The following is a 21,060-nucleotide window of genomic DNA, read 5'->3' as shown; positions in this document are numbered from 1 at the left end:
ACCATGGCCACCGGCGAACACGTGATCACCGAACCCACAGGCGAATTCAGCACCCCAGACCACCCGACACACCACAGCGGTATTGCGGACACCGACATCGCGGAGGCTCTCGGTGTCGAACTCACCGAACCCGCCACACTCGAGCGCCTCTTCGGACAACCCAACGGACGAGGCATCGAAGACGACCTGAAATACATCCTCGACGCCACGCCACCACCGGTCACTGTTCGGCAAGCACAGACCGTTCCTGCACACTCGGGTTACGACGCCGGCAGCCCGCCCCCCGTTCTGAACAGGCCCTTCGCCGTCAGTAGAGAGCGGACGCCAGCTTGCGCCGTGCCGCGACGACCACCGGATCTGTTGCATCGAACAGCTCGAACAGTTCGAGCAGACGCGTCCGCATCCGTGCACGGTCGTCGCCCGCGGTGCGGCGCACGGCAGCGACGAGGCGGTCGAATGCGGCTTCGGGGTTCTGCGACGCGAGTTCGAGATCTGCGGCCGCGATCTGTGCGTCCAGATCGTCGGGGTTCGCGTCGGCGACGTCGATCGCGTCGGGTGCGAGCGACTGGGTGCGCTCGAGGAAACGCACCTGACGCAGCGCGGCCGCGGCCTCGGCGTTGCCGGGCTCCTCGGCGAGAATGTTCTCGTAGGCCGCGATCGCGCCGGGCAGGTCGCCCTGGTCGAGTGCGTCCTCGGCGGCGGTGAACCGCGGATCCTCGGGCTCGGGCTCCTCGCTCGCCTCGCCCGCGGCAGGTGGGCCGCTGAGCTTGCCCGCGACGGCCTGCTCGACGGCCGAGATCCACTGCCGGAGCTGGTCTTCGGGCTGCGCACCCTGGAAGTCGGCGAGTGGCTGACCACCCGCGACCGCGATGACGGTCGGCACCGACTGGACACCGAACGCCTGCGCGATACGGGGATTGGCGTCGACGTCGACCTTCGCGAGCACCCAGCGGCCGCCCGCTTCGTTCGCGAGCTTCTCGAGTACGGGTGAAAGCTGCTTGCACGGCTCGCACCACGTGGCCCACAGGTCGACGACGACCGGAACCTGCATCGAGCGGCGCAGAACCTCGTCCTCGAAGGTGGCTTCGGTGACGTCCACGACGGGAGCCAACGCTCCCGCTGCGGGTGCCGCGCCTTCGGGCGGCGGCGGGGGTGCGCTCGCGCGGTCCTTGAGACCGGACAGATCGACTGCGCCGCTCATGGCCGCGGCCACGGCGGACGTGCGTGCGGACGGGCGGGATCCTGGTCGTGTCACGCTCTCCAGTTTCGCACGATCGGGCGCCTCTTCGGAACGCAGGGCGTCATGCGACGAGATGCAGTGAGCGGCCCAACACTCGGTGCCGGGCCGCTCACGGAACGGGTGGTGCGGATCGGGTCAGACGCGGGCGGTATCCCCCGAGCCGGTCGCGCCGGAATCGGGCTCCCCAGCGGCAGCCGACAGCTCGGCCAGCTTGCCGTTGCGGACGGCCCACCGCTCGAACACGACGGTGCCGAACGGGGGCACGCTCGACACGAGCGCGAGGAATGTGGTCTTCATGTCCCACCGCAGCGAGCCCGCCGTGGCGAGCGTGACGACGACGAACAGCGCGAAGCCCGCGATCCCGTGCACCATGCCGGGGATGCGCACGGCTTCCTCGAAGCCCAGCACCCACTTGAAGAACATGGCGACGAGGAGGGCGGCCCAGGTGACGGCCTCCCACCACGCGACGAGGCGGAACCGTTTCGCGGGAGTGGAGATGTCGAGGAAATTCGGCATACCGCCCATTGTGCAGCAGCTTCTACGACGGCCCGTAGTGGGATCCGTCACCACGCTCCCCTGCCGCTGCTACTTCTTCGGAACCCGCACGATCAACGCGTCGCCCTGACCACCGCCGCCGCACAGCGCCGCGACACCGACACCGCCGCCGCGCCTGCCCAGCTCGAGCGCGAGGTGCAGGGCGATGCGGGCGCCCGACATGCCGAGCGGGTGGCCCAGCGCGATGGCGCCGCCGTTGACGTTGACCTTGTCGGCGTCGATGCCGAGCGCACGAGTGGACGCGATGCCCACGGCAGCGAACGCCTCGTTGATCTCGATCAGGTCGAGATCCTTCGGGTCGATGCCTTCCTTCGCGCATGCCTTCGCGATCGCGTTCGCGGGCTGCAGCTGGAGGGTCGAGTCGGGACCCGCCACGACGCCGTGCGCACCGATCTCGGCGATCCACTCGAGACCCAGCTCCTCGGCCTTCGCCTTGCTCATCACGACGACCGCCGCGGCACCGTCCGAGATGGGCGACGCGCTGCCGGCGGTGATCGTGCCGTCCTTCGCGAACGCGGGCCGCAGCTTCGCGAGTGTCTCGGCGGTCGTGTCGGCACGCACACCCTCGTCCTGTGCCACGACCACCGGGTCGCCCTTGCGCTGCGGGATCGACACCGGAACCACCTCGGCGTCGAACAGCCCGTCCTTCCAGGCCCGTGCCGCGTTCTGGTGCGAGCGCGCCGCGAACGCATCCTGGTCCTCGCGCGTGATCGGATCGGCGGCGGTGGCGTTGTAGCTCTCGGTGAGGTTGCCCATCGCCTGATCGGTGAAGATGTCGTGCAGGCCGTCGTACGCCATGTGGTCGCGCATCGTGACGTCGCCGTACTTGAAGCCGGCGCGGCTCTTCTCGAGCATGTGCGGCGCGCGGGTCATCGATTCCTGCCCGCCCGCGACGACGACGTCGAACTCGCCCGCGCGGATCATCTGGTCGGCCATCGCGATCGCGTCGACACCCGACAGGCACACCTTGTTGATCGTGAGTGCCGGGACATCCATCGGGATGCCCGCGGCGACTGCCGCCTGACGCGCCGGGATCTGGCCCGCACCGGCGGTGAGGACCTGCCCCATGATCACGTACTCGACCTGCTCGGGCGCGACCCCGGACTTCTCGAGGGCGCCCTTGACGGCCGCACCGCCGAGATCGGCACCCGACAGATCCTTCAAGGACCCCATCAGCCGCCCCATGGGGGTGCGGGCGCCGCCGACAATCACAGAAGTGGTCACATCGTCCTCCGGACTCGCTACCGGCGCGGACGCCACGGGCGGCGCGCCATTCGAAGATCGCTCTGCACGCGGGAAGCGACGTGAGTCACATCCCCGGCGAGAGGCCGTACACAGTGCAGGCTACCTTCGAGGCATGACCGAATCTGCGCATGCCCAGTCCGCTTCGCCGCTCTCGTCCGACCTGGTGGTGGCCATCGACCACGTCGGCATCGCGGTTCCCGATCTCGACAAGGCCGCGGCGTGGTATTCCGAGCACCTCGGCATGACCGTCACGCACGAGGAGACCAACGCCGAACAGGGCGTCCGCGAAGCCATGCTGTCCGTGGTGGGCGCGCCCGCCGGTTCCGCCCAGGTCCAGCTGCTCGCACCGCTCGACGAGACGTCGACGATCGCCAAGTTCATCGATCGCAGCGGCCCGGGGCTGCAGCAGCTCGCATACCGCGTCACCGACATCGACGCGATCTCCGAGCAGCTGCGCGCGAAGGGCGTGCGCCTGCTCTACGACGCCCCGCGTCGCGGCACCGCCGAGTCGCGCATCAACTTCGTGCACCCCAAGGACGCGGGTGGCGTGCTGGTCGAGCTCGTGGAACCCGCCGCAGCGCACTGAGCGTCACCCTCCCCGAAACGCCGCCGCGCGCGTCCCCGTCCGCGAGGACACACCGCGGCGGCCCCGGGTAGATTGGGCGCATGGCCAACGAGCAGGACAGCGGTTCGATCTCTCTCCCCTTCGCGATCGTGCGCAAGGGCTTCGATCGTGACGAGGTGCGCAACTACTTCGAGCGCTTCGACGCCGAGCTCCGAGTCACCGCGGCCGATCGCGACGCCGCGGCAGCGCAGGCACGCGACCTCGCCCGTCAGCTCGAGGACGCCCGCGGCGAGATCGACGATCTCCGCAAGGATGTCGATCGGTTGTCGGTGCCGCCCACCACCGCCGAGGGCATGAGCGACCGCATCTCGCGCATGCTGCGCCTCGCGTCCGACGAAGCGTCCGAGGTGCGCGCCAAGGCCGAGGCCGACGCCGCCGAAATGGTGTCGGTCGCCGAACAGGAGGCCGCGCAGCTCCGCGGACGCCACGAATCCCTGGTCGCCGAGCTCGAGGACCGCCGCAAGGCGCTCGAGATCGAGCACGAGCAGACCATGGCGCGCGCTCGCACCGAGGCCGCGCGCATCGTCGAGGCTGCTCAGGCCGAACGCGATCGTCTCGCCGCGGAGGCGGAGGCCAAGCGCACCGCGATCCAGGAAGACTTCGATCTCACGATGTCCGAGCGGCGCCAGAAGACGATCTCGGCGGTGAACGAACTCGAAGCGTCCAGCAAGGCCGAGGCCAAGCGCCGCATCGCCGACGCCACCCACGAGGCCGAACGTCGCCTCCAGGCCGCCACCGACCAGTCCGAACGCAAGATCGCGCATGCCAAGGAACTCGCCGAGGAACTGCGTGTCCTGCGCGGCCGCATCCTCGCGCAGCTGCTGGGCATCCGCGGCCAGCTCGACTCGGTCCCGGCGATGCTCGCATCGGTCAACCGCGAGAGCGAACTGCTCGACGCGACACCGGTCGAGGTCGAAGCACGAGCGGGTGCCGACGCGCAGCCGCAGCGGCCCACCGATCGCGAGGACGGCGCCGACGCCGAGAACGGCGACGACACCGACACGCAGGCGATCGACACGCGCCAGGCCGACGCACCCGAGACGAAGCCGCTCGAGACGCCGGACGACGGAGGCGCATCCGCCCGGAGCAGTCGACAGAACGGCGGTGGGCAGGGCCGGACCAAGGACGAGGGCCCGACCAGGGATCCCGCCAAGGGACAGCCGCAGGCACAGAATCAGAACCGGAACCCCGGCAAGCAGCAGAACGCGACCAAGCAGCAGGGACAGGCGAAGAACCGCGAAACCGCGCGCACGCGCAGCTGACGGGTCACGACCAGCGGCGGGTCACACCTCGGGTGTGCCGTCCGCCCCAGCACCCGGAGTGCCAGTGCCTGCGTTCGTCGGGCCCCCCGAAGTCGACGGGCCACGCCACGACGTGTGCCACTCCACGCCCGATCTCGTGGTCGCAGCCCGGGCAGCGGTAGACCTTGCCCGCCTGCGCACCCGAGATGTTGCGCACCACGTACTGCTCGCCGCCGTGCGGGCCCGGCCCGGACTCGGTGCGCTCGTGCGCGAACAACGCCCCGGTCAGGGGGCGCGACGGCTGCTGCGGCTTCCTGCGGGGCATGGCCCCACTCTACGTCCGGCCGCGTGCAGGCCGGACGGTGGCGAGGTCACTCGGCGGGCGGCGCGACCGCGTCCGGACCCTCCGTGAGCAACACCTCGAACGCATCCTCGTCGAGCACCGGGACGCCGAGTTCGACGGCCTTGTCGTGCTTCGAGCCCGGTGAATCACCGACCACGACGAATGCCGTCTTCTTCGACACCGACCCCGCCGCCTTGCCGCCGCGCGCCAGGATCGCCTCCTTCGCCTGGTCGCGCGAGAACCGTTCGAGTGTGCCGGTGACGACGATCGACAGGCCTTCGAGATTGCGCGGTATCGACGCATCGCGCTCGTCGACCATGCGCACGCCCGCGGCGGCCCACTTGTCGACGATCTCGCGGTGCCACGGCACCTGGAACCACTCGTGCACGGCCGCGGCGATGGTGGGTCCGACGCCGTCGACGGCCGCGAGTTCGTCGAGCGACGCCTGCCGGATACGGTCGAGTTCGCCGAACTCGCCTGCCAGTGCCCGCGCGGCGGTGGGCCCGACGTGCCGGATGGACAACGCGACGAGCACCCGCCACAGCGGTTTGTCCTTGGCGCTGTCGAGGTTCGCGAGCAGCCGCGCCCCGTTGGCGGACAGTGCGCCGTCGTTGGTGCGGAACAAGGTGGTGCGCATGAGGTCGGCCTCGGTGAGCGAGAACAGGTCGCCCTCGTTCGCGATGACGCCCGCGTCGAGCAGCGCGGTGGCCGACTCGTAGCCGAGAACCTCGATGTCGAATGCGCCGCGCCCGGCGACGTAGAAGACGCGTTCGCGCAGTTGTCCGGGGCAGAACTGCTGGTTGGGGCACCGGATGTCGGCGTCGCCCTCCTTGGCGGGCGCGAGCTCGGTGCCGCACTCGGGGCAGTGCGTCGGCATCACGAACTCGTGTTCGTCGCCGGTCCGCACGTCGACGACGGGTCCGAGCACCTCGGGGATGACGTCGCCCGCCTTGCGGATGACGACGGTGTCACCGATCAGGACGCCCTTGCGCACGACCTCGGACGCATTGTGGAGCGTCGCCCTCGACACCGTCGACCCGGCCACCAGTACCGGCTCCATGAACGCGAACGGCGTGACCCGCCCGGTGCGGCCGACGCCGACACGGATGTCGAGCAGCTTGGTGGTGGCTTCCTCGGGCGGGTACTTGTACGCGATGGCCCAGCGCGGCGCGCGCGACGTGGTGCCCAGCCTGCGCTGCAGTGCGACCTCGTCGACCTTCACCACGAGCCCGTCGATCTCGTGCTCGACGTCGTGCCGATGCTCCCCCCAGTACTGCACCCGATCGATCACGGCGTCGGCGCCGCGGACCTGCGCGGTGTGCGAGGACACCGGAAGGCCCCACGCTGCGAGGGCCGTGTACGCGTCGTACTGCGACGACGGTTCGAATCCCTCGACGCGGCCGAGGCCGTGGCAGATCATGCCGAGCCTGCGGCGCGCTGTGACGGCCGGGTTCTTCTGCCGAAGCGAACCGGCCGCCGAGTTTCGGGGATTGGCGAACGGCGGTTTGCCCTCGGCGACGAGGCTCGCGTTGAGCGCCGCGAAATCCTCGAGCCGGAAGAACACCTCGCCGCGTACTTCGAGCACCGTGGGTACCGGATACTCGTCGGTGCCGGTGAGCCTTTCGGGGATGTCGGAGATGGTGCGTGCGTTGAGCGTGACGTCCTCGCCGGTGCGCCCGTCGCCGCGGGTGGCCGCGCGCGCGAGCGTGCCGTTCTCGTACACGAGGTCGAGCGCGACGCCGTCGATCTTGACCTCGCACAGGTAGTGCACGCCGGTGCCGGTCTCCTGCTCGACTCGCGAGATCCACGTGCGCATCGCGTCGAGATCGAACACGTTGTCGAGACTGAGCATGCGCTCGAGGTGGTCGACGGCCGTGAACTCGGTGGCGAAGCCGCCGCCGACGAGCTGTGTCGGGGAGTCGGGGGTGCGCAGATCGGGGTACGTGTTCTCGAGCTCGTCGAGCTCGCTCAGCAGCGCGTCGAACTCGCCGTCCGAGATGATCGGCGCGTCCCGCACGTAGTAGCGGAACTGGTGTTCGCGGACCTCGTCAGCGAGGGCACGCCAGCGCTCGTGCGCCGCCTCGGGCGCGGCCTCGAGTTCGGGCCCGGCGGGCGCGGGTTCGGTGACGGGGCTGCTCGGTTCGCTCACCGTGTCAGATTATCCGGTCGGACCGACGTCGCGAGCACGTGCGGAGGCGCGGCAGCCCTCAGAATTCCTCGGGGTCGGCGGCGACGGCGGCTGCCGCGTCCGAGGCAGCGCGCAGCGCGGTGCGGGTCCACGACGCGCTCGCACCCGCGAGGCCACACGCAGGGGTGATGCCGACGCGAGCGGCGAATGCCGTGCGTGGAAAACCGAGCCGATCGCCGAGGGCCACGGCGCGGCGGGCGTATTCGTGCCACGACGCGCGGCCGCCGGGGTCGGTGGACGGCACCGCGCCGAGCAGCAGTCGGGTCCCCGATTCGAGCAGTTCCCCGAGTCCGTCGAAGGCTGCCGGACCGACGGCCGCGAGGTCGATCGAGAGCGCCGACGCCGCACTCTCACGCACGAGATCGGCCGGAATGTCGTCGGCACAGCAGTGCACGAGCGACATGCGACCGCACCCGTCGACGACCCGGTCGAGCATCGCGACCGCCTCGGGCCGCGGGACGGCCCCGATCGTCTCGAGTTTCGTGCGTCCGCGTAGCCGGCCGGCCACGACGTCCGGCAGCAGCGGCTCGTCCCACTGCACGATGACGTCGGCGCCGGTGCGCCGCGCGACGTCGGCCGCGTGCACCGCGAGGCCCTCGCCCAGCGAGTCGGCCACATCGCGCACCGCGCCGCGATCGGTGAGCAGCCGGGCTCCGCCCGCGAGTTCGAGCGAGGCCGCGAGTGTCCACGGACCGGGCGCCTGCACCTTGACGGTGCCGCCACGTTCACGGCGCGCGCGTTCCCACGCTTCCTCGAGTGCGTCGACGTCGCGCGCGAGGAAATCACGCGCGCGGCGGGCGGCCGTGCTGGCACGGGCCCCGACGCGATATCCGGTGGTCGACGTGTCGAGCGGGATGTCGACGAGCAACGCCGCAGCCCGTCCGATCATGTCGGCACCGAGCCCGCGGGCGGGTAGTTCCACGACATGCGGCACCGCGAGCTCCCCGACCACCACGGCCGTGGCTTCGTGCGCGTCGGTGCCGGGCATCGAGCCGATACCGGTGGCCTGGCCCGAGAAGGAGAATGGTTGCGTCACAGTGCGTTCGCGGCCGACAGTGCGCTGCGCGCAGACGTGCCGGAGATCGTGCCGCTGCCGAGGACACGATCGCCGCGCTCGGCGTCGAGCAGGTAGAGCACGGCGGCCTGGCCCTTCGCGACACCGGTGAGCGGCTCGCGCAGGTCGATGCGGATGCCGTCGTCGACCGCGACCGCGACGGCAGGCGCCGTGCCGCCGTGCGCGCGCACCTGCACGACGCACTCGACGGGCTCGGTGGGGACGTCGCCGGACGTCCACACGGCACGCTCGGCGCTGACGGTCCACACCTCGAGGTCTCGCGCCGAGCCGACGCTGACGGTGCCCGACTCGGGATCGATGCCGGTGACATAGCGCGGTGAGCCGTCCGGGCCCGGGCCTGCGATGCCGAGGCCCTTGCGCTGACCGATCGTGAAGCCGTGCACACCGTCGTGTTCGGCGAGGACCTCGCCCGTCCCCCCGTCGACGACGGCGCCCGGGCGGACACCGATACGCGCACCGAGGAAGGCCCGGGTGTCGCCGGACGGGATGAAGCAGATGTCGTGACTGTCCGGCTTGTTCGCGACCGCGAGGCCCCGCTCGGCCGCCTCCGCGCGGATCGACTCCTTGGGGGTGTCGCCGACCGGGAACATCGCGTGCGCGAGCTGTTCGGGAGTCAGCACCGCGAGCACGTACGACTGGTCCTTGTCGTGGTCGACGGCGCGCCGCAGTTCGCCGTCCTCGAGCCGCGCGTAGTGACCGGTCGCGACGGCGTCGAAGCCCAGCGCGAGCGCACGGTCGGCGAGCGCGGAGAACTTGATCTTCTCGTTGCACCGCAGGCACGGGTTGGGCGTCTCCCCGGCCGCGTACGACTCGACGAAATCGTCGATGACGTCTTCCTTGAAGCGATCGGCGAAATCCCATACGTAGAACGGGATGCCGAGCACGTCCGCGGCTCGGCGGGCATCGCCCGCGTCCTCCTTCGAGCAGCATCCGCGAGCACCCGTGCGCAGCGTGCCGGGATCGGTCGACAAGGCGAGGTGCACCCCGACGACGTCGTGGCCCGCGGCGACGGCGCGCGCCGCGGCCACGGCGGAGTCGACTCCGCCGCTCATGGCTGCCAGTACTCGCATCGGTCGATCCCTACCTTGCTTCCGTGTCGTGGGTTTCCTGTGTCGGTCAGTACGACCGGTGTGCACCGGCCGCCGCGAGGCCCGCGGCCCGCGCGCGTTCGACGACCTGTGGCAGCGTGTCCGCGAGCGCCTGCACATCCGCTTCGGTGGACGTGTGGCCGAGCGAGAACCGCAAGGACCCTCGCGCGCGCGACGGTTCGACACCCATCGCGGTGAGCACATGGCTCGGTCGCGCCACGCCCGCGGTGCACGCCGACCCGGTGGAACACTCGATTCCCGCGGCGTCGAGCAGCATGAGCAGCGAGTCGCCTTCGCAGCCGGGGAACGTGAAGTGCGCGTTGCCTGCAAGGCGGTCCCGGCCACGCGGGCCGTTGAGGACCGCGGTGGGATCGACGCGCTCGACCTCCGCGATCAGCCGGTCCCGCAATGCCCGCAGCAGCGCGTCGTCGGTGTTCGCCGCGACCCGCAGCGCCGCCGCCATGCCCGCGACACCCGCGACGTCGTGCGTACCGGACCGCAGGTCGCGTTCGTGTCCGCCGCCGTGCAACTGGGCTTCGCAGCCCACCGTGCGACCGAGCAGCAAGGCCCCCACGCCCTGCGGACCACCGAACTTGTGTGCCGCGACGCTCATCGCGGCCAGCCCGCTCGCAGCGAAGTCGACGGCGAGATGCCCCGCGGCCTGCACGGCATCGCTGTGCACCGGGACGTCGAACTCCGCACCGATCGCGGCGAGTTCGGCGATCGGCATGATCGTGCCGACCTCGTTGTTCGCCCACATGACGGTGACGAGCGCGGTGTCGTCCGCATGCTCCGCGAGGACCGCACGCAGCGTGTGCGGGGACACGCGACCCGCGTCGTCGACGGGCAGCCACGTGACCTGTGCGCCTTCGTGGCGCTCGAGCCACTCGACCGCATCGAGCACCGCGTGATGCTCGACCGCGCTCGCGACGATGCGCGTCCGCGCGGGGTCGGCGGCGCGCCTGCTCCAGAAGATGCCCTTGACCGCGAGATTGTCGCTCTCGGTGCCGCCGGACGTGAACAGCACCTCGGACGGACGCGCGCCCAGGTCGGCGGCGATCGACTCGCGGGCCTCCTCGACGCGGCGACGCGCAGCGCGACCCGACCCGTGTAGAGACGACGCATTGCCGACGCTGCCGAAGATCTCGACCATCGCCTGGGCGGCCTCGGACACCATCGGGGTGGTGGCGGCGTGGTCCAGGTAGACGGGAGAGGTGAGTGCACGGGCGGACGACATGACCCGACCAGGATAACTCAGCCCACACGCGCGGCTTCCCGCACGAGCACACGCCCGCCGGCGGGCGCGAACGTCCCCGGCAGCCCGAGTACCGCGGGCGACGACGGGGCCACCCCCACATGTCCCGTGTGCGCCGACTCGATGAACGCTCGCCCGAACACGCAGAAGGCCCCGCTCTCGAGGTCGAGAGCGGGGCCGCCGAGGGCGGTCGATCAGCCCTTGTGCTTCTTGACAGCCTCGGTGAGCTGCGGCGCGACGTTGAACAGGTCGCCCACGATGCCGTAGTCCGCGATCTCGAAGATGGGTGCCTCTTCGTCCTTGTTGACGGCGATGATCGTCTTCGAGGTCTGCATGCCCGCGCGGTGCTGGATCGCACCGGAGATACCGAGCGCGACGTACAGCTGCGGCGAGACGGTCTTGCCGGTCTGGCCGACCTGGAACTGGCCCGGGTAGTAACCCGAGTCGACTGCGGCACGCGACGCGCCGACGGCGGCACCGAGCGAGTCGGCGAGCGGCTCGACGACCTCGTGGAACTTGTCCTCCGACCCGACACCGCGGCCACCGGACACGACGATCGTGGCCTCGGTGAGCTCGGGGCGGTCGCCACCGACGATGGGATCACGCGAGACGACCTTGACGACGCCCTCGTCCTGCGCGGGAACCTCGACGGCGACCTTCTCGCCTGCGCCGGCCTGCGGAGCGGCCTCGATCGAGCCGGGACGGACCGAGATGACCGGCACGTCGCCGTTGCCGTGGGCATCGACGGTGTAGGCGCCACCGAAGATCGAGTGGACGACGTTGCCGTCCGCCTTGACGTCGACGACGTCGACGAGCAGGCCCGAGCCGATACGCGCGGCGAGGCGGCCCGACACTTCCTTGCCCTCGACGCTCGCGGCGGTGAGCACCGCTGCGGGCGAGACCGATTCGACGAGCGACGCGAGGACGTCGACCTTGGGAGTGATCAGGAATCCGTCGACGTCGTCCGACTCGGCGACGTAGATCTTCTCGGCGCCCGCGGCGGCGAGCGCGTCGGCGAGGCCGTCCGCGGTGCCTGCCGGGCCCGCGACGACGGCGGACGGCTCACCGAGTGCACGTGCGGCGGTGAGGAGTTCGGTGCTGACCTTCTTGAGCGCGCCCTCGGCGTGCTCGACGAGCACGAGTACTTCTGCCATGTCTAACTACTCTCCCTGTGTCTGCTCTGCTGGTGGTGTGTCGGGCGCGATCAGATGATCTTCTGCGCGACGAGGTACTGAGCGACCTGGTTGCCGCCGTCTCCTTCGTCTGCGATGCGCTCACCAGCGGTACGCGGGGGCTTCGGGGTGGATGCGGTGACCGTGGTGCCGGCGTTGGCGACGCCCACCGTCTCGGGATCGACACCGAGATCCGCGAGGGTGTAGACGGTCACTTCCTTCTTCTTCGCGGCCATGATGCCCTTGAAGGACGGGAAGCGGGGCTCGTTGATCTTCTCGTTGACCGAGACGATCGCGGGCAGTTCGGCCTCGAGGCCGAACACGCCTTCGTCGGTCTCGCGCTCGCCCGTGGCCTTGCCGTCGGCGACCGTGAGCTTGCGCAGCTGCGTGAGCTGCGGGATGCCCAGGTACTCGGCGATGATGGCAGGCACGGCACCGACGCGGCCGTCGGTGGCCTCGTTGCCTGCGATGATGAGGTCGGCGGCGGCCTCGTTCTCGAAGGTGATCTGGCCGAGAGCGGCCGCGAGCGTCCACGCGGTCTGGATCGCATCCGACCCGTGCAGCGCGGGATCGTTGATGTGGACGGCCTTGTCGGCACCCATGGACAGGGCCTTGCGGATCGCCTCGGTCGCGCGATCGGGACCGGCGCTCAGGACGATCACCTCGCCACCCTGTGCTTCCTTGATCAGCAGGGCTTCCTCGACGGCGCGCTCGTTGATCTCGTCGAGGACCGCGTCGGCGGCCTCACGGTCGAGCGTGAAATCTCCGTCGGTGAGCTTGCGCTCGGACCACGTGTCCGGAACCTGCTTGATCAAAACAACGATGTTCGTCATGGGTCTACGTCGACCTCCTGTGTGGTTTCCCTGTGTATGTGCACGCATCTGCCGGCTCGCCCATGCGACCCTGGCAGAAGGCGCACGTCGTCCTACCGTCGTCGGTTGTGCGTCAGATTACCCCACGCCAAGTTACCGGCCGGTAACTTGCGTGACAAGTTCCCTCACCATATAAGCGAAGCGCCATTCGAGGGCTGTGATGTGGACCACCTCTCGATGCACGCCGCCGCGCGCACTACTCTCGCAGCGGTGAGCGATTCATCCGTCGGTACCCCCACCGCGTCCGCACCCGGCCCTGCCGAGTCGTCCCTCCCCTTGACGGGCGAGCGCACGGTGCCCGGCATCCCGGAGGAGAACTACTGGTTCCGACGGCACGAAGTCGTCTATCGCGAGCTCGTACCCCGCTGCGCGGGCGCACGCGTGCTCGAGGCCGGCCCGGGCGAAGGCTACGGCGCCGACATGATCGCCGACGTCGCCGCGCACGTCACCGGCGTCGACTACGACACCTCCGCCGTCGAGCACATCCGCGCCCGCTACCCCCGCGTCGAGATGCTGCACGGCAACCTCGCGGAACTCCCCCTCGCCGACCAGTCGGTCGACACGATCGTCAATTTCCAAGTGATCGAACACCTCTGGGACCAGGCACAGTTCCTGCGCGAATGCTTCCGTGTCCTCACGCCGGGTGGCGAACTGCTCGTCAGCACCCCCAACCGCATCACATTCTCCCCCGGTCGCGACACACCGCTCAACCCGTTCCACACCCGCGAACTCGACGCGCGCGAACTCACCGAACTGCTGGAGGGCGCCGGCTTCCGAGTCACCACCATGACCGGCGTGCACCACGGCCCGCGCCTCGCGGAACTCGACGAGAAGCACGGCGGTTCGTTCATCGACGCGCAGATCGACCGCGCCCTCGCCGGCGAACCGTGGCCGGAGTCGCTCGCGCGCGACGTCGAGGGCGTCGCAGTCGCCGATTTCGTGCTGCGCGAAGCCGACATCGACGCCAGCCTCGATCTCGTCGCGATCGCCGTGAAGCCCTCTGCTGCAGCCACATCCGAGGCCACGCCGTGACCGCCGCGCGCGAACCGGGCATGTTCTGCCTCGTTCTGCACTCGCACCTGCCGTGGCTCCCCCACCACGGCCGGTGGCCGGTCGGCGAGGAATGGCTGTACCAGTCGTGGGCCGCGTCGTACCTGCCGGTCACCGAGGTACTGCGCCGCCTCGCCGACGAGGGTCGATCCCATCTGCTCACGCTCGGCGTCACACCCGTCCTCGCAGCACAACTCGACGACCCGCACAGCCTCGCCGGCATGCACCACTGGCTCGGCAACTGGCAGATGCGGGCACACGAGGCCGCCCTCGGCGGGAAGCCCGATCTGGGCGTCCGCGAGCACCGCGCGGCGGCCCACGCCCTCGACCTGTTCGAGAACCGTTGGCGCCACGGCGGTTCCGCGGTCGTGCGGGAGCTCGTCGACGCCGACACCGTGGAACTGCTCGGTGGACCGCTCGCGCACCCCTTCCAGCCGCTGCTCGACGCACGGCTGCGGGCGTTCTCGCTCACCGAGGGCCTCGCCGATGCCCGCGCTCGATGGGGACACACACCCAACGGCATCTGGGCGCCCGAGTGCGGGTACACGCCCGGCCTCGAGCGCCTCTACGACCGTGCGGGTGTGCGGCACTTCATGGTCGACGGCCCCTCGCTGCACGGTGACACCGCGCTCGGCCGCCCGGTGCGCGAATCCGAGGTCGTCGCGTTCGGTCGCGATCTGCCGGTGAGCTACCGCGTGTGGTCCCCCAAGTCGGGCTACCCCGGGCACGCCGCATACCGCGATTTCCACACCTACGACCACGCGACCGGCCTCAAGCCGTCCCGCGTCACCGGCCGCACGGTCGGCTCCGAGGACAAGGCGCCCTACGATCCCGCGCTCGCCGAGGCGGCGCTCGACAAGCACGTCGCCGACTTCGTCGACACCGTCCGTGCGCGTCTGCGCGCGGAGTCCGATCGCGTCGGGCGCGAGGCACTCGTCGTCGCCGCGTTCGACACGGAGTTGTTCGGGCACTGGTGGTACGAAGGCCCGCAGTGGCTCGAGAAGGTGCTGCGGGCACTGCCCGAGGCGGGCATCCGCGTCGGCACTCTCGACGACGCCCGCCGCGACGGCTTCGTCGGCGACGCCGTCGAACTCGACGACTCGTCGTGGGGCTCGGGCAAGGACTGGCGCGTGTGGGCCGGCGACCAGGTCGCCGACATCGTCCAACTGAATGCCGAGGTCGTCGGCACCGCGCTCGACACCGTCGACAAGGCCCTCGACGCGGCGCCCCACGTGCGCAACCACGTCGCCGACCAGATCCTGCGCGAGGCGCTGCTCACGGTCTCGTCCGACTGGGCGTTCATGGTGAGCAAGGATTCCGCCGCCGGCTACGCGCGCGAGCGGGCGCACAAGCATGCGCACGCGACGCGCGAGATCTGCGACGCTCTCGCGTCGGGGCGCACCGACCGCGCCCACGCGCTCGCGTCGGGCTGGAACCAGGCGGACTCGCTGTTCCCCGGTCTCGACGCCCGCCGCCTGCCGCCCGCCCAGACCGTGAACCCGGAGATCACACCGTGAAGATCCTGATCGTCTCGTGGGAGTACCCGCCCGTCGTCGTGGGCGGTCTCGGCCGCCATGTCCACCACCTCGCGACCGAGCTCGCCGCGGCGGGCCACGAGGTGGTGGTGCTGTCGCGGCAGCCGTCCGGCACCGACGCGACGACTCATCCCACGGAGTCCCGCGTCGAGGACGGTGTGCTCGTGGTCGCGGTCGCCGAGGATCCCGCACACTTCGTGTTCGGCGAGGACATGCTCGCGTGGACCCTCGCGATGGGCCACGCGATGGTGCGTGCGGGCACCGCGCTGCACAAGCCGGGCATCGGCGAAGGCTGGACGCCCGACGTCGTGCACGCCCACGACTGGCTCGTCGCGCACCCTGCGATCGCACTCGCCGAGTACTACGACGTGCCGCTCGTGTCGACACTGCACGCCACCGAGGCGGGCAGGCACAGCGGCTGGCTGTCGGGCCGGATCAACCGGCAGGTGCACTCGGTCGAGTGGTGGCTCGCGAACGACTCCGACGCGCTCATCACGTGCTCGTCCTCGATGGAGGACGAGGTCACCGCGCTGTACGGACCGTCGCTCGCACCGGTGACGGTCATCCGCAACGGCATCGACCTGTCGACGTGGACGTTCCGGCCGCGCGCACCGCGGGTCGGGCCGCCGCGACTGCTGTTCGTCGGCAGGCTCGAGTACGAGAAGGGTGTGCAGGACGCGATCGCCGCGCTCCCGCGCATCCGGCGCACGCATCCGGGCGCGACACTCACCGTCGCGGGCGGGGGCACCCAGTTCACGTGGCTGTACCAGCAGGCACGCGCGCACCGCGTCGCGCGGTCGGTCGACTTCGTCGGCACTCTCGGCCACGCCGAGCTGCTCGGCTGGCTGCACGCGGCCGACGTCATCGTGCTGCCGAGCCGCTACGAACCGTTCGGCATCATCGCGCTCGAAGCCGCCGCGTCGGGCACGCCGCTCGTCGCCTCCACCGCGGGTGGGCTCGGCGAGGCGGTCGTCGACGGGATCACCGGGCTGTCCTTCCTGCCGGGCGACGTCGCGGGGCTCACGTCGGCGGTGCGCGAAGTTCTCGACGACCCCGGCGCGGCACAGCGTCGCGCGCACGCGGCACGCGAGCGGCTCACCGAAGACTTCGACTGGGCAGGTGTCGCGGAGCAGACCGTCGCGGTGTACTCGGCGGCCAAGCGGCGCGTCCGTCACCCACTCGCACGGCCCGAGATCCCCGAGCATCCGCTGCCCGGGCGAGGGTGACCCTCACTCAGCCCAGGGCCTTCTTGCGGGCGATGTCCTCGAGCGCAGCGATGTACTCGGCACGCTCGGCCGCGCCGGACTCCCATTCGGCCTTGCGGTTCTTGACGACCTTCGCGGGCGAGCCGACCGCAATGCCGAAGTCGGGGATGTCGCCCTTGACGACGGCGTGCGCGCCGAGCACGCACCCGCGCCCCACACGCGTGCCCCGAAGCACCGACACCTTGGCGGCGATCCACGTGTCGGGACCGATGCGCACCGGGCTCTTGACGATGCCCTGATCCTTGATCGGCACGGTGACGTCCTCGGTGCGGTGGTCGAAGTCGCAGATGTAGCACCAGTCCGCGACGAGCGTCGACGCCCCGATCTCGATGTCGAGGTACGTGTTGACGACATTGTCCTTGCCGAACACCACCTTGTCGCCGATGCGCAGCGAGCCTTCGTGGCAGCGGATCGCATTGCCGTCGCCGATGTGCACCCAGCGGCCGATCTCGAGCCGCGACAGCTCCGGCGTGGCATGGATCTCGACCCTCTTGCCGAGGAACACCATGCCGCGCAGTACGACATGCGGGTTCGCGAGTCTGAACTTCGCGAGGCGGTAGTACCGCACGAGGTACCACGGCGTGTACGCCTTGTTCGCCAGCACCCATCGCAGCGACGCGAGCGTCAGGAAACGGGCCTGCTCGTCGTCCGCTCGCCGCGATCCCCGCCACCGCGAACGCAGCGGAGAACCCCACATCGTCGTCATGACAGGCAGCCTACGTACCCGCGGCCGGCGAGCGTGGCCCGGCGTCGGGATAGTGTTGCCTGCCGTGACCGGAACGAGCGCCGAAGGAGAATCGATGCGACGGGTCCTACGGTCGTCGGCCCTCTTGCTGACGGCGCTGTCGGCCGTGGCCGTCAGCGGGTGCGGCGGCGGATCCGGGACCACCGACGTCCTGGGCGGCGAGGGCTGGCGCGGCGTGCACTCCGACTCGCGCAACAGCGCGACGGTGCAGACACCCGGCGAACGCGACCTCGCATTCGACTGGTCGCGCCCCCTCGGCGGCCCGGCGGTCGCATCGCCCACCGTCGCCTCCAACGGCCAGATCTTCCTCACTGCGCGCACCGAGACCGGCTGCAATGTCTTCTCGTTCCAGATCGCGAGCGAACGCAAACGCTGGTGCACTCGCCTCGAACCGGGCACCACGGACGCCGCGCCGGTGGTCGACGCGGTCGCCAACAGCTACATCGGCGACGGCAACGAGATGCGCTCGTACACCGAGTACGGCCAGGTCCGATGGCGCACTCCGGTGCTCGGTTCCCCCGTGTCGTCACAGTTCACCGGCGACGGCAACGTCCTGGTGGTCACACACCTGGGCCAGGTCCAGGTACTCGACCCGCAGACCGGGTTCAACGTCGCCCCACCGCTCGATCTCGTGCCCGTCACCGGCGACGACGTCCCGGTCCCGGCGCCCGGCGAGGGCATGGACGCGTGCTTCTACGGCACCGACGGCTGCCCGGTCACCTCCACCCCGGCGGTCGACCTCGCGAGCGGGCGCATCTACGTCACGGTGTTCTCCCCCGGCGACGAGGCGCCGCACATCGTCGCGCTCACCTACACCGGCGGCAGCGACGCCGTGCTGCGCGAGGACTGGTCGAGCGACGCGCTGCCCACCGGGCCGTCGTCCAATCCGGTCGTGTCGGCGGACGGCGCCACGCTGTACGTGCAGGACCGCGACGGCGCGTTGTGGGCACTCGACACCACGGACGGGTCCGCGCGCTGGTCGCACGACCTGGGCTACGTGCCGGGGTCGGGGCCTGCGGTCACAGCCGACGGCCTGATCGTGCCCGCGGGCGGCGACGAGGGCACGCTCACGGCGCTGCGCGATGCGGGCGACCATGCCGAACCGGTGTGGGAGCGTCCCGAGGTCGCGCAAGTGGGTGTGCCCGCACTCACCGACGACGCGACCGGGTACACGGTGGTCGCGGACGGCGACGGGCTCGCCCTCGCCACCTTCGACACGCACACGGGCGAGACGGTGTCGCACGCGGCGTTGCCGGGGGCAGGCGGATTCACCGTCGGCACCGCGGTGGGCCCGCAGGGGCAGGTCGTCACGGCCACCCAGCTCGGCGAGGTGTTCGTGTTCGCGCCGCGCGACGAGCAGTAGCCGCGCCTGCCCGTCACGCGCCGGCGACCGCTCCGGGCTCGCACACGAACGCCACTCCGGCGCGTCCGATGCGCGTGATCACCACCGCCAGCGGCGCGCTGCCGCGCAGCTTCAGGCGCGGTCGGAGCACCGCGGGGTCGACGTCGACTCCGCGCACGAGGATCTCGACCGATCCGCAGTCGCGGCGCGTGAGTTCCTGCCGCAGAGCCTTTTCCGAGAACTTGATTCGGTCGAGCACCCGGAAACCGCGCATACCTTCGGGTACCCGGTCACCCGTGAGATAGGCGATGCGCGGGTCGAGCTGCCACAGCCCGTGCCGCGCAGCGAAGTGCCGCACCAGCCCGGCACGCACGATCGCGCCGTCCGGGTCCACGATCCACCGCCCCGGGGCCCGCTCGGGAATGTCGTCGGGATCGGCGTCGGTGACGTCCTCCCACGCATCCACGCCACGCTCGGTCCGCAATACGGAGGCGCGCCGCGTGACTCCGGGCTGCGCGAGCCCCGGCGACCACAGACACGCCTCGCGTACGGCCCCGTCGAGCGAGACCACTTCGATCTCACCCGCCCAGTCCAGCGACGAGAAGTCCAGCCCTGGAGCACATTTGACGACGAGATCGCGGCCCTCCCACGCGTCGAGCAGCGCGGGCAGGGGCGGCTCGAGCCGGGCCGGGTCGTGCGTGCGCCTGCCACCCGCTCGGCGCGCGGGATCGGCGACGACGACGGTGTCGCGGCTGCACGGGTGCAGCGCGTCGGCGCGCACGAGGGCGGCGCGGGGCACATTGTGACGCGCCATCGCCAGCCGCACGGGGTCGAGGTCGCTGCCGAGCACGACGCTCGACGCTGCGGTGAGTGCCGCGAGCTCCGCGCCGATCGAGCACGTGACGTCGTGTACCGGGCGGTCACCGAGGCGCGCGGCTCGTCTGCGCGCCACCAGAGTCGGTGTCGACTGCTGGAGAGCGTCGTCGGTGAAGAGCCAGCCGCCGGCGTCGTCGAGTTTGCCTGCCGCGCGTCGACGCAACTGCACCGTTTCGACGAGCACCGCGGCCCGGTCGCCGAAACGCGCACGCACCCGGCCGAGGTCGGCCAGGTGCGTGCGCGTGCTCAATTCGAGTGCCGCGACCTCCTCGAGCGCGTGCGCGCCCTGGGGGCTCGTCAGGTACTCGATGTCGGCGAGGCTGAACGAATAGCCCATCGCCGCCTTACTTTTCGGGCTTGGTGCCCGTGATCATGACGTTGTAGAACAGGCTGCGCGGCACGACGCGTTTGAGCACGGTCTCGTCGAGCCAGGTGAGCTTCTTCCATGCGCCGAACGCGAACTTCGCCCAGCCCCAGCCCAGCTTGTCCTGCGGCACCGCCGCTTCGAACGTCCGCACGGGCCACCCGAGCAGTGCTGCCGCGAACTCCTCGGTCTCGGCGTGCACGTTGTCGGCGCCCGCCGACTTCGCGAGGTGTTCGAGATCGGACGGATCGAACGTGTGGATGTCGACGACGGCTTCGAGCGCCGCTGCGCGTGACGACTCGTCGAGTTCTTCCTGCGGACGTCGCCACGACGCGAGGGCGGGTAGCTTCGTGATGCGCGTGGTGGCTTCCCACGTGGCGCGGCCGAGCCAGCGCGCGTAGAAGTCGCCGACGGTGGACGGCTCGCCCGCGAACACGAACCGGCCACCGGGCTTGAGCACGCGCAGCACCTCGCGCAGCGTCTGCTCGACGTCCGGGATGTGGTGCAGCACGGCGTGCCCGACGACGAGATCGAAGGTGTCGTCCTCGTACGGGATGGTCTCGGCGTCGGCCACCCGGCCGTCGACGTCGAGCCCGAGGTTCTGGCCGTTGCGCAGCGCGACCTTGACCATGCCGGGCGACAGGTCGGTGACCGATCCCTTCTCCGCGATGCCCGACTGCATCAGGTTGAGCAGGAAGAAGCCGGTGCCGCACCCGAGTTCGAGTGCCCGCCCGTACGGAAGGGGCTGGTCGCCGGCGACGGCGTCGAACCGGCCGCGCGCGTAGTCGATGCAGCGCTCGTCGTACGAGATCGACCACTTGTCGTCGTAGGTCTCCGCCTCCCAGTCGTGGTAGAGCACCTGGGCGAGCTTGGTGTCCTCGCGCGCGGCCGCCACTTCTTCTTCGGTGGCGTGCGGCCGTGGTGCCGGGTCCACGGCGTCGCTGCGGACGGCGGAGTCGTCGTTTGCGCTTGCAGTCATGGCGG

At 70.5% G+C, this 21,060-nt stretch carries 20 protein-coding genes; 6 read left to right on the top strand and 14 right to left on the bottom strand.

Going from position 1 to position 21,060, the window contains the following annotated elements:
* The 4 genes from HCA44_RS20750 to HCA44_RS04635 all read right to left on the bottom strand — a co-directional run.
* Window positions 1-234, bottom strand: a 234-nt coding sequence (locus tag HCA44_RS20750) for a hypothetical protein (protein ID WP_206037657.1), incomplete at its 3' end; no start/stop codon positions are given.
* Window positions 235-307: 73 nt separating this feature from the next.
* Window positions 308-1,201, bottom strand: coding sequence for a tetratricopeptide repeat protein (locus HCA44_RS04645; protein ID WP_169647373.1), 894 nt, complete (start codon window positions 1,199-1,201; stop codon window positions 308-310).
* A gap of 174 nt (window positions 1,202-1,375) precedes the next feature.
* A complete protein-coding gene (locus HCA44_RS04640) occupies window positions 1,376-1,756 on the bottom strand; it encodes a DUF3817 domain-containing protein (protein WP_169647328.1) in 381 nt (126 codons plus the stop codon).
* Between the two features lie 69 nt (window positions 1,757-1,825).
* Window positions 1,826-3,019 (bottom strand): acetyl-CoA C-acetyltransferase, encoded by a 1,194-nt coding sequence (locus HCA44_RS04635; RefSeq protein ID WP_169647327.1) that lies wholly within the window; start codon window positions 3,017-3,019, stop codon window positions 1,826-1,828.
* Window positions 3,020-3,152: 133 nt separating this feature from the next.
* On the opposite strand from HCA44_RS04635, the gene mce reads away from it, so the two are divergent.
* Window positions 3,153-3,626, top strand: coding sequence for a methylmalonyl-CoA epimerase (gene mce / locus HCA44_RS04630; protein WP_169647326.1), 474 nt, complete (start codon window positions 3,153-3,155; stop codon window positions 3,624-3,626).
* An 80-nt stretch (window positions 3,627-3,706) separates the two neighbouring features.
* The gene (locus HCA44_RS04625) at window positions 3,707-4,927 is read left to right on the top strand and encodes a hypothetical protein (RefSeq protein WP_240945275.1); all 1,221 of its coding nucleotides are present in this window, start codon (window positions 3,707-3,709) and stop codon (window positions 4,925-4,927) included.
* Window positions 4,928-4,931: 4 nt separating this feature from the next.
* On the opposite strand, the gene HCA44_RS04620 is transcribed toward HCA44_RS04625, so the two are convergent.
* The 7 genes from HCA44_RS04620 to HCA44_RS04590 form a co-directional block, all read right to left on the bottom strand.
* On the bottom strand, window positions 4,932-5,231 hold the full coding sequence (locus HCA44_RS04620) for an ATP/GTP-binding protein (protein ID WP_169647325.1): 300 nt from the start codon (window positions 5,229-5,231) through the stop codon (window positions 4,932-4,934).
* A gap of 46 nt (window positions 5,232-5,277) precedes the next feature.
* Complete coding sequence (ligA, locus tag HCA44_RS04615; RefSeq protein ID WP_169647324.1) at window positions 5,278-7,398, bottom strand: NAD-dependent DNA ligase LigA; 2,121 nt, start codon at window positions 7,396-7,398, stop codon at window positions 5,278-5,280.
* A 58-nt stretch (window positions 7,399-7,456) separates the two neighbouring features.
* Complete coding sequence (locus tag HCA44_RS04610) at window positions 7,457-8,473, bottom strand: methionine synthase (protein WP_346764573.1); 1,017 nt, start codon at window positions 8,471-8,473, stop codon at window positions 7,457-7,459.
* Window positions 8,470-9,582: a tRNA 2-thiouridine(34) synthase MnmA gene (gene mnmA, locus HCA44_RS04605; protein WP_169647323.1), complete on the bottom strand. Its 1,113-nt coding sequence runs from the start codon at window positions 9,580-9,582 to the stop codon at window positions 8,470-8,472. The genes HCA44_RS04610 and mnmA overlap by 4 nt, the downstream gene beginning before the upstream one ends.
* A 46-nt stretch (window positions 9,583-9,628) precedes the next feature.
* Window positions 9,629-10,837, bottom strand: a complete 1,209-nt coding sequence (locus HCA44_RS04600; protein ID WP_169647322.1) for a cysteine desulfurase family protein — start codon at window positions 10,835-10,837, stop codon at window positions 9,629-9,631.
* Window positions 10,838-11,049: 212 nt separating this feature from the next.
* A complete protein-coding gene (locus HCA44_RS04595; RefSeq protein WP_169647321.1) occupies window positions 11,050-12,009 on the bottom strand; it encodes an electron transfer flavoprotein subunit alpha/FixB family protein in 960 nt (319 codons plus the stop codon).
* A 50-nt stretch (window positions 12,010-12,059) separates the two neighbouring features.
* Entirely contained in the window at window positions 12,060-12,860 is an 801-nt protein-coding gene (locus tag HCA44_RS04590; protein ID WP_169647320.1) for an electron transfer flavoprotein subunit beta/FixA family protein, read from the bottom strand.
* Window positions 12,861-13,109: 249 nt separating this feature from the next.
* Here HCA44_RS04590 and HCA44_RS04585 point away from each other — a divergent pair, with 249 nt between their 5' ends.
* From HCA44_RS04585 to HCA44_RS04575, 3 genes are read left to right on the top strand one after another with little or no spacing between them, the layout of a single operon-like run.
* A complete protein-coding gene (locus tag HCA44_RS04585; protein ID WP_346764572.1) occupies window positions 13,110-13,931 on the top strand; it encodes a class I SAM-dependent methyltransferase in 822 nt (273 codons plus the stop codon).
* Between the two features lie 20 nt (window positions 13,932-13,951).
* Window positions 13,952-15,466, top strand: a complete 1,515-nt coding sequence (locus HCA44_RS04580) for a glycoside hydrolase family 57 protein (RefSeq protein WP_169647370.1) — start codon at window positions 13,952-13,954, stop codon at window positions 15,464-15,466.
* A complete protein-coding gene (locus HCA44_RS04575) occupies window positions 15,463-16,710 on the top strand; it encodes a glycosyltransferase family 4 protein (protein ID WP_169647319.1) in 1,248 nt (415 codons plus the stop codon). Before HCA44_RS04580 ends, HCA44_RS04575 begins: the two co-directional genes overlap by 4 nt.
* A 7-nt stretch (window positions 16,711-16,717) precedes the next feature.
* On the opposite strand, the gene HCA44_RS04570 is transcribed toward HCA44_RS04575, so the two are convergent.
* Window positions 16,718-17,455, bottom strand: a complete 738-nt coding sequence (locus tag HCA44_RS04570; RefSeq protein WP_169647318.1) for an acyltransferase — start codon at window positions 17,453-17,455, stop codon at window positions 16,718-16,720.
* Between the two features lie 94 nt (window positions 17,456-17,549).
* Here HCA44_RS04570 and HCA44_RS04565 point away from each other — a divergent pair, with 94 nt between their 5' ends.
* Window positions 17,550-18,857, top strand: coding sequence for a PQQ-binding-like beta-propeller repeat protein (locus HCA44_RS04565; protein WP_169647317.1), 1,308 nt, complete (start codon window positions 17,550-17,552; stop codon window positions 18,855-18,857).
* A 13-nt stretch (window positions 18,858-18,870) separates the two neighbouring features.
* Here HCA44_RS04565 and HCA44_RS04560 read toward each other — a convergent pair whose 3' ends face one another.
* A complete protein-coding gene (locus HCA44_RS04560; protein ID WP_169647316.1) occupies window positions 18,871-20,049 on the bottom strand; it encodes a class I SAM-dependent methyltransferase in 1,179 nt (392 codons plus the stop codon).
* A 7-nt stretch (window positions 20,050-20,056) separates the two neighbouring features.
* Window positions 20,057-21,055 (bottom strand): class I SAM-dependent methyltransferase, encoded by a 999-nt coding sequence (locus HCA44_RS04555; protein WP_169647315.1) that lies wholly within the window; start codon window positions 21,053-21,055, stop codon window positions 20,057-20,059.
* Window positions 21,056-21,060: the final 5 nt, after the last annotated feature.

This window comes from Rhodococcus sp. HNM0569 (assembly GCF_012726205.1).
Lineage (GTDB): Bacteria > Actinomycetota > Actinomycetes > Mycobacteriales > Mycobacteriaceae > Rhodococcus_F.
This window is presented reverse-complemented; position numbering and strand designations above follow the sequence as displayed.